This window comes from Methylophaga muralis (assembly GCF_001720165.1).
Taxonomy (GTDB): domain Bacteria; phylum Pseudomonadota; class Gammaproteobacteria; order Nitrosococcales; family Methylophagaceae; genus Methylophaga; species Methylophaga muralis.
In genome coordinates this window covers 1-7,532 of sequence record NZ_MCRI01000058.1, presented here as the reverse complement: position 1 = coordinate 7,532, position 7,532 = coordinate 1, and the positions used below count along the sequence as shown (strand labels likewise).

At 44.7% G+C, this 7,532-nt stretch carries 10 protein-coding genes; 8 read left to right on the top strand and 2 right to left on the bottom strand.

The window, feature by feature from the left end:
- Nucleotides 1–247: DUF2326 domain-containing protein (locus A9E74_RS13120; protein WP_141696824.1), on the top strand; the 247-nt coding region annotated here is incomplete at its 5' end.
- An 80-nt stretch (nucleotides 248–327) separates the two neighbouring features.
- On the opposite strand, the gene A9E74_RS13115 is transcribed toward A9E74_RS13120, so the two are convergent.
- Nucleotides 328–894 (bottom strand): flavodoxin family protein, encoded by a 567-nt coding sequence (locus A9E74_RS13115; protein ID WP_245652171.1) that lies wholly within the window; start codon nucleotides 892–894, stop codon nucleotides 328–330.
- Nucleotides 895–955: 61 nt separating this feature from the next.
- A complete protein-coding gene (locus A9E74_RS13110; RefSeq protein ID WP_141696823.1) occupies nucleotides 956–1,357 on the bottom strand; it encodes a VOC family protein in 402 nt (133 codons plus the stop codon).
- A gap of 102 nt (nucleotides 1,358–1,459) precedes the next feature.
- Here A9E74_RS13110 and soxR point away from each other — a divergent pair, with 102 nt between their 5' ends.
- The 7 genes from soxR to A9E74_RS13075 all read left to right on the top strand — a co-directional run bounded on the left by soxR (nucleotide 1,460) and on the right by A9E74_RS13075 (nucleotide 7,212).
- Entirely contained in the window at nucleotides 1,460–1,966 is a 507-nt protein-coding gene (gene soxR, locus A9E74_RS13105; protein ID WP_069297051.1) for a redox-sensitive transcriptional activator SoxR, read from the top strand.
- Nucleotides 1,967–2,062: 96 nt separating this feature from the next.
- A complete protein-coding gene (locus A9E74_RS13100) occupies nucleotides 2,063–2,767 on the top strand; it encodes an NYN domain-containing protein (RefSeq protein WP_069297050.1) in 705 nt (234 codons plus the stop codon).
- 156 nt (nucleotides 2,768–2,923) lie between these two features.
- Nucleotides 2,924–4,396, top strand: a complete 1,473-nt coding sequence (locus A9E74_RS13095; RefSeq protein WP_245652170.1) for a hypothetical protein — start codon at nucleotides 2,924–2,926, stop codon at nucleotides 4,394–4,396.
- A gap of 352 nt (nucleotides 4,397–4,748) precedes the next feature.
- Entirely contained in the window at nucleotides 4,749–5,444 is a 696-nt protein-coding gene (locus A9E74_RS13090) for a CsgG/HfaB family protein (RefSeq protein WP_069297049.1), read from the top strand.
- A gap of 10 nt (nucleotides 5,445–5,454) precedes the next feature.
- Entirely contained in the window at nucleotides 5,455–5,826 is a 372-nt protein-coding gene (locus tag A9E74_RS13085) for a DUF4810 domain-containing protein (protein WP_084003094.1), read from the top strand.
- Nucleotides 5,823–6,473, top strand: a complete 651-nt coding sequence (locus A9E74_RS13080; RefSeq protein WP_069297048.1) for a DUF799 domain-containing protein — start codon at nucleotides 5,823–5,825, stop codon at nucleotides 6,471–6,473. Before A9E74_RS13085 ends, A9E74_RS13080 begins: the two co-directional genes overlap by 4 nt.
- Before the next feature lie 163 nt (nucleotides 6,474–6,636).
- On the top strand, nucleotides 6,637–7,212 hold the full coding sequence (locus A9E74_RS13075; protein ID WP_069297047.1) for an antibiotic biosynthesis monooxygenase: 576 nt from the start codon (nucleotides 6,637–6,639) through the stop codon (nucleotides 7,210–7,212).
- Nucleotides 7,213–7,532: the final 320 nt, after the last annotated feature.

Genomic DNA, 7,532 nt, shown 5'->3' with positions numbered 1-7,532 from the left:
CTTGATACATGATGGCGTTTTTCATGCGATTGCACACAAAACACGAATAAAGTTTCTGAATTATATTAATAGAAAATTGGACTCTTTAGGCGATGTCCAATACATAATTACTGTAAATGAAGATGAAATAACCTTTCCAGAGAGTGAGGGTGTTTCAGTAGATTTGGATTTCAAATTGGAAGATAAAACGTTAATAACTCTCGAAGATAATTCCGAGCATATGCTATTAGGAAGAGAGTTCGGGTAAGAGGGAACTAGCTGTCAGCCAACCTGATCCCCGAATTTGAAGTGCATCAGCCATATTCAAAATCCAAGACGTAAACGCTGTTATTGTTTTGCTGTAAATCGTTTCGCAAGGCTGGCGACCCTTTGCCCAAGATAGTGGGCTGTGATCAAATCTGTTTCGTGGACGTTACCATCCATGGAATGGGCAATTAAGCCTGATTGTGCTCCGAGGCGATTACGTTGTTCTACATCGAAGTTACCAGGAATATCCAAGCTTACCCATAGCATGCCATGCTGACTTGCAAATACTTGCATGTACTGAATCGTGCTCAGCTGATCGCCACTCAAACTTGCCCCGATGGTAAAACCTGCAGCAATCTTGTCAGCCCAACGTTTCTCAGCCCACAGATCACCAGTTGCATCTGTGAAGGCTTTAAACTGCGAGGATACGCAGCCCATATACGTTGGTGAGCCAAAAACTAATGCATCTGCGTTGTCTAGTTGCTGGAGCAGATTGCTGTTGCGAAAACGTCCTTCAACAATGTCTGTACCAACAATCTCTGCCTGAATAACATCGACATCAGCCAGTGTTGAAGCACCTGCAGCAACGGCCTGGGCCAGTTGCTTTGTAGTGCCAGTAGCTGAATGAAATACTATGGCGATTTTCATCACAATACCTCCTGTTGTTGCTGTGCTTCGCGGTTTAAATTTTGTTCGGTCGGGATATCACTCAGGTACATAACAAACCCCACTGATACTCAACAAACTCCACTTCAAAGCCTGCGGGGTCGATAAAGTAGACATTCTTGCGAAATGGTTCGGTGACGCCTGGATTAGAAATGGCGTAGCCAGCGTTAGTTAATCGGTCTATCACGGCAGCAAGGTCATTGGTGACATAAGCAAAATGTGCCAGACCCACGCTATGGCCTGTCAGATCACGGTTGGCTCCTTCGCCGTTATCGGAGAAGGCAATATAGTGTTCATCGTCACCAAAGTGCAGCCATTTACGTGGCTTGCCATACCAATCACTAAAGCCCTCATCGCGTACATGCCAGTGGGGAAATGCCGCGCGGTAAAACTTCAACATGTCATCGATATTAGGAACCACCAGATTTACATGTTCCAAGTACATAAAACATCTCCTTGCATTAATCGAGTCGACAGGTTAAAACCTCAACAAAGGTTGAGGTAAAGCTTTTTTTTCAAATTAAGCGAAAAAATTCAGGAGCAAGTGATGTCAGAGGCAAACTGGAGTGTCGGTGCGGTAGCAAAACGCTGCGGAGTAAAAATCAGTACCTTGCATTTTTATGAGCAACAAGGCCTTATCCAAAGCTGGCGTAATGATGGCAATCAACGACGTTATAAACCCGAAGTGTTAAGGCGGATTTCGGTGATAAAAGCTGCACAGAAAGTCGGTGTTAGCCTGGATGAGATTAGACAGGCATTCATGTCATTACCGAATAAACGCACACCAACAATTGAGGACTGGCAACAGCTTTCAAAAAACTGGCAACGTATGTTGGATGGCCGGATTGCGTATCTGCAAACATTGCGTAATAACTTGGCTGGTTGTATAGGTTGCGGCTGTTTGAGCATGACCAATTGCCCACTCTATAATCCAGATGACACACTGGCTGCATCGGGTAGCGGCCCCGTCATACTGGATCAGGCAGAGCAGGAGGCAATGACGGATACAACTGCTTTGGATAAATCGCTTGGCGATCTAGAGTGTCAGAGCTAAATGAAATTTATCCGGCCATCAATGATAAAGTCATAAAAAACTAGTATCAATATATAGCTAACCATCGACAAATCTATACTGGCTTGAGGTGCAAACATGGATGAACTTAAACAGAAAATTGCATTATTTATTGATGCTGATAATGCGCCCGCGAGTAAGTTTGAAGATGTTCTGAGCGAGGTCGCAAACTATGGCGTGGTCACTATTCGTAAAGCTTATGGCAATTGGAAATCACCGACATTAAAGGCCTGGGAAGATCTATTGCATGAATATGCCATTCAACCCATCCAGCAATATGATTTAACCAAGGGCAAAAATGCGTCGGATATCGCGTTGGTCATTGATGCGATGGATGTGATGTATACCAAGCAGATTGATGTCATGTGTTTTGTGTCATCGGATTGTGATTTTACGCCGATGGTGACCAGAGCATTGGCTGAAGGGAAGGTGGTATTGGGGTTTGGCGAGCGGAAAACACCGTCGGCATTTGTGAACGCATGCTCTAAGTTTCTTTTCTTGGATCAAGAAAAAGAAGTCACCAAAACAGCGGTTAAACCGAAGAACATCAAATCCGATACCAAATTGATTCATTTGCTGCGGCAGGCCATCGAGGCAACCGAAGATGAAGATGGCTGGGCTATGCTTGGGCCGGTTGGCTCAAATATCTCGAATAAGACTTCGTTTGATACCCGAAATTATGGCTTTAAAAATCTCAGCAGCTTGTTTAAAGCTATAGATTTATTTGAGCTAAAACGTGGTCCTGGCAATTCATATTTAGTACGAAATGCACGCAGTAAGTGAGACGGATTAAATCAAAGGTGTGGGGTAGACCACTCGGCTATCATTTTTTCAGTATGTTTGGTGCGGCCTAGTTCACATTAATTTCAATATTCATAGGGTTGTCATAATTAACCACTATCTTCGGGTCCGATGTTCATTATCTGACTTGGAGGCAATGTGAAAAATACGCATAAATTAGTACTCGCTACAATGCTGGCGGCCCTGTATAACGCGCCAACAATGGCGGCAACTTGTATTCCTGGCGGCTCTATCGATTCCCCAACGCTGCTTTGCACCGCGGTAGACAGCGGTAATATCAATAACAACCAAAATAATCTGGCAGTGACTGTCGAGAATGATGCACAGATCGTTCGCGCGAATGGACGTCCGGTGCAATTGGGCGGATCGAATCAGTCGGTCAACAATCAGGGACTGATCGAAAGCGGCAATGATGATGCGATTCGAGGCAGAGGTACAAATCTGACAATCGACAATTCCGGTACTATCATTGGCGGTGACCGTGGAATTCGCCTTCAGGATAATGCTCACAATTTCACCCTGATTAACCAGGAAAGTGGTGAGATATACGCGCAACGTCAGGCCGTGCGGTTGGACGATGAATTCGTGCTCGAAAACGCTCACATTACAAATTATGGTTTGATCGAAAGTACTGAGGGTCGTGCCATCCAGAGTCGCGGACCGGGTACTACCGTGATTAACCACGGTACGTTACGTGGTGGCGAAGAAGTGATCGAAGCACGTGAAGATTTCACTCTTGAAAACCGCGGCACCATCGCTCTTAACGGTTTGTCATGGGATGCAGATACACAAACTTGGACGAATACTGGTGCCAGTGACGATCAGGACGGTGTGCAATTCGCCAGCGGGAACGTGGATAACTACGGTGTGATCCTTGGCACCGATGACGGGATCGACATCGACGAGGGACGGGTGCATAACCATGCCACTGGCGTTATTGTCTCCACCGGAAACGCGAGTGATTCAATGAATGGCGGCAGCGGTATCGACATCGACCCATTGTTTGAGCCCACGTTAGGCGATGTGCGTGAAGCAGGCCCACTGACCATCATCAACGAAGGTTATATCGAAGGCGTCCGTGCCATTGGTGCAGATGAAGCCAGCACTTCAGAAATCACCATTGAGAACAGTGGCACTTTGGTTGGCCGGTCGGGCACTGCCATCCAGTTGGCACCCAATCAGGGTAACAGCAGCCTATTACTGACTGGCAACAGCGAGATTATCGGTGATGTTATGTTTGGCGCCGGTGATGACAAGCTGATCATCGACGGACTGACCTCAACCTCGGGCATGCTGAGTACAGGCATTTTTGACGGTGGTTTGGGCGACAACAGCGTATTCTTCAATGACTTTTCTCTGTCTGATATTTTGTCCTTTGATATCGCTGATGCTCTGATATATATGTCGTTTGGTATCGCGAATAACGAGCTGTTCTCAGGAAAATTCACCAACTTCTCATCATGGACGTTTGGTACTGATGGCACTTTCTCTACCGAAGCGCTGGCAAGTCAGTTTATGAACCCAAGTGCAGTACCCTTACCAGCAGCATTACCTCTGTTTGCTTTCGGACTTTTTGGACTGTGGGCTGGTCGGGCACGCCTTTTGGGATAACAATCAACCGGGGCCGAACTAACTACTAGGCCGATTATGAATTAAGGTTCGGTTCCCACATCAGCTTAATATTTAGGGCCAGTGTGAAAACTCAACATTTTTGAGTGTTTGCACTGGCCCTAAATTATTTGGCATCCACCAAAGATGACAGCGTTTGCGTTACTAAATTAATGATGGACAAAAAAGTACTAGAAAAACATAATCCCTGAAAAAATGAAGCCATTACTAGGGGGAAGTGCTGGGTCATTTACGATTGGGTTTGCAATTTCAAGGAGGGAATTAAAACGTCTGAGATTTCATAATCAAGTTTGCTAACACCTTACATACATCATTTCACGGAGAGAAATAGGACATGGTATCAATGCCCTCTTACAAAAAGACTTTACTAACCCTGCTCGGCTTATTCTTTATCTCACTTGCTGGCTGCGCCACTGAGACACACCAGACAGTAAAAGTTACACCTGTTGAAACTCACAACACCCCTTACCACGGAACAAAATCAACGCTGGTCGTCGGTCAGTTTGAAAATCGTTCGTCATATATGCATGGCATTTTTTCTTCGGGCGTCGATGAGCTTGGCAACCAAGCCAGAACAATTCTAAAAACCGATCTACAACAAACCAATCATTTTAATGTGGTGGATCGTGCCAATATGAAGGTACTTCAAGAAGAAGCTAGCTACAGTGGAGTCAGTCAACAAATCAGCGGCGCACGTTATGTGGTAACCGGTGCAATCACTGAATTTGGCCGTAAAGTCACAGGTGATAAACAATTATTTGGCATTCTGGGTAGGGGGAAGACACAAACCGCTTACGCAAAAGCAACACTTAATATTGTTGACGTAACAAATTCAGAAATTATTTACTCAACTCAAGCTGCGGGTGAGTATGAACTGAGTAACAGGGAGGTCATTGGTTTTGGCGGTACGGCTGGTTACGATTCCACTTTGAATGGCAAAGTACTCAATCTGGCAATCACGGAAGCTGTAAACAATATCGTTAGAGATATTGATAACGGTGCACTGACTTTAGAAAACACTACTAAATAAGGGATTATTTATGTCAATTAACAAACTGTCAGTGGCTGGCGCTGGCCTTGCTCTGCTTTTTTTGAGCGGATGTGCACAGCAGCCTAAACCACTGTATCACTGGGGTGACTACGAAAATCTGCTTTACGTCATGTACACAGAGCCAGGTTCAGCCGACCCTGATATGCAAATAGAAAAGCTCACTGCAGATATCCAGCAAGCCCATGCCAAGGATCTTCGTATCGCCCCCGGCATTCATGCACATCTGGGCTATATGTATGTATTAAAAGGCAATCTGGCATCTGCGGAATCTGAATTTATCAAAGAAAAGCAGCTCTACCCAGAATCAGCCACGTTCATTGATGGCATGTTGGCGCGTATGAATAAAGGAACGGAATCATGATGATTAAACGGACATTTTTACTGCTACCACTCGTTATGGTGGCAATGCTGACGGGCTGTGCTACTACAGAACCCTATAATTATGATGCTTTGCTTGCCGCTAAGCCGCGCTCTATTTTGGTAGTGCCTCCCTTAAACGAGTCATTAGAAGTCAATGCCTCGTATATTGATCTTTCTACCTTATCGCGACCGCTGGCTGAGAAGGGCTATTATGTTTTTCCTGTCGCCGTGATAGAAAGTTTTATGAAGGAAAATGGTTTGCCCACACCGGATGAAATGAATCAGGTGCCATTGGATAAATTGCATGAAAATACTGGTGCTGATGCAGTTTTGTATACGCGTATTTCTGATTGGGGACAAAAATACACTTTGCTTGATTCATCCACCGTTGTGATTTCACATGTCAAACTTGTAGATGCTCGAACAGGGGCGTTATTGTGGGATGCTGATGCATCGGCAGTTCAGAGTGGTTCCGGTAACAGTGGTGGATTATTAGAAGCATTAGTCGCGGCAGCCATCACGCAAATTATTGGCGATATGACGGATATGACGCCTTCAGTAGCAAGGTTAGCCAACGCACAAGCCATTAACAATACTCAACGCGGCCTATTAAATGGCCCTTATGCTCCACCGCAGCATCCTCAATAAATAACTTCATTCTGCTTTTATCAGTCGAGGGGCAATCACTGCCCCTCAAACAGATGTGTTTAAACAACAGATCATATGAACTTCATAGACGGTCACGTCATTTACTGTTTTCTTTTGTGATAATACTGTTTCGTTCAGGCTGCTTTGTTTTGAGAGGAAAACTATGCAACAAAATCGTGTGGATCCGTTAACCCATGGTGCGACGGCGGTAATTACCCATCAGGTTGATAAGGACAAACATCCCGAATACGAAGAATGGTTAAATGAAATTGCTCCGCATTGTAAGAGTTCGCCTGGGCATCTGGATTTGAATGTTATCCGACCAATCGCCGGGTTGACCGAAACGTATACGATTATTATCCGCTTTGATACGCAGTCACATTTACGTGGTTGGATGGAGTCCGCCAAACGCAGTGAGTTGATAGCCCAGGTTTCACCATTGCTGGTGAAAGGGGATGATTTTTATATTAATAGCGGGCTGGATTTCTGGTTTACCCCGGAACAGGCGAATACCAAGGTTCCCATTCGCTGGAAACAGGCTCTTGTCACCTGGTCAGCTATCTATCCGCTGGTGTTGATGTTGCCATTTTTGCTACCGCCATTTCATAAGTTGGGACTGCCTGATAATCATTACCTGGATACACTGGTGATTACCGGTATTGCAGTATTACTGATGGTCTATGTGGTAATGCCGCGCTATACCAAGCTCATTCATGCGTGGTTGTTTCGAGGCTGTTAAAAGCAGTAGAAAGACAACAGATTTATTATATATGTGGCAGCGCCGATACCATCCCAAGTCGCTCGTCAATTGACATAGATTATCCAAAAGGGGGACCGATTTATTTTTACATTAAATAAATCTGTTCCTCTTTTTCTATTTAGAAACCCCAAAAAACATTCAGAACTCTCCTGGTCATCATCTTAACTCCGTGCTGCCGATCTGTTTCCTGATGACAAATTTTGGTTATGCAAAATTAAATTTGCATGATTTATTCAATTGAATATATAAGTCAGATAATTTCAACAAAGTTGTTGTTTGCAAAGCAGAAAGTCCGTTAT

Coding starts and splice junctions, on each gene's coding strand:
- A9E74_RS13100 (WP_069297050.1), top strand. CDS start 2,063: ATGGATGAACTTAAACAGAAAATTGCATTATTTATTGATGCTGATAAT.
- soxR (WP_069297051.1), top strand. CDS start 1,460: ATGTCAGAGGCAAACTGGAGTGTCGGTGCGGTAGCAAAACGCTGCGGA.
- A9E74_RS13085 (WP_084003094.1), top strand. CDS start 5,455: ATGTCAATTAACAAACTGTCAGTGGCTGGCGCTGGCCTTGCTCTGCTT.
- A9E74_RS13080 (WP_069297048.1), top strand. CDS start 5,823: ATGATGATTAAACGGACATTTTTACTGCTACCACTCGTTATGGTGGCA.
- A9E74_RS13110 (WP_141696823.1), bottom strand. CDS start 1,357: ATGTACTTGGAACATGTAAATCTGGTGGTTCCTAATATCGATGACATG.
- A9E74_RS13115 (WP_245652171.1), bottom strand. CDS start 894: ATGAAAATCGCCATAGTATTTCATTCAGCTACTGGCACTACAAAGCAA.
- A9E74_RS13075 (WP_069297047.1), top strand. CDS start 6,637: ATGCAACAAAATCGTGTGGATCCGTTAACCCATGGTGCGACGGCGGTA.
- A9E74_RS13090 (WP_069297049.1), top strand. CDS start 4,749: ATGGTATCAATGCCCTCTTACAAAAAGACTTTACTAACCCTGCTCGGC.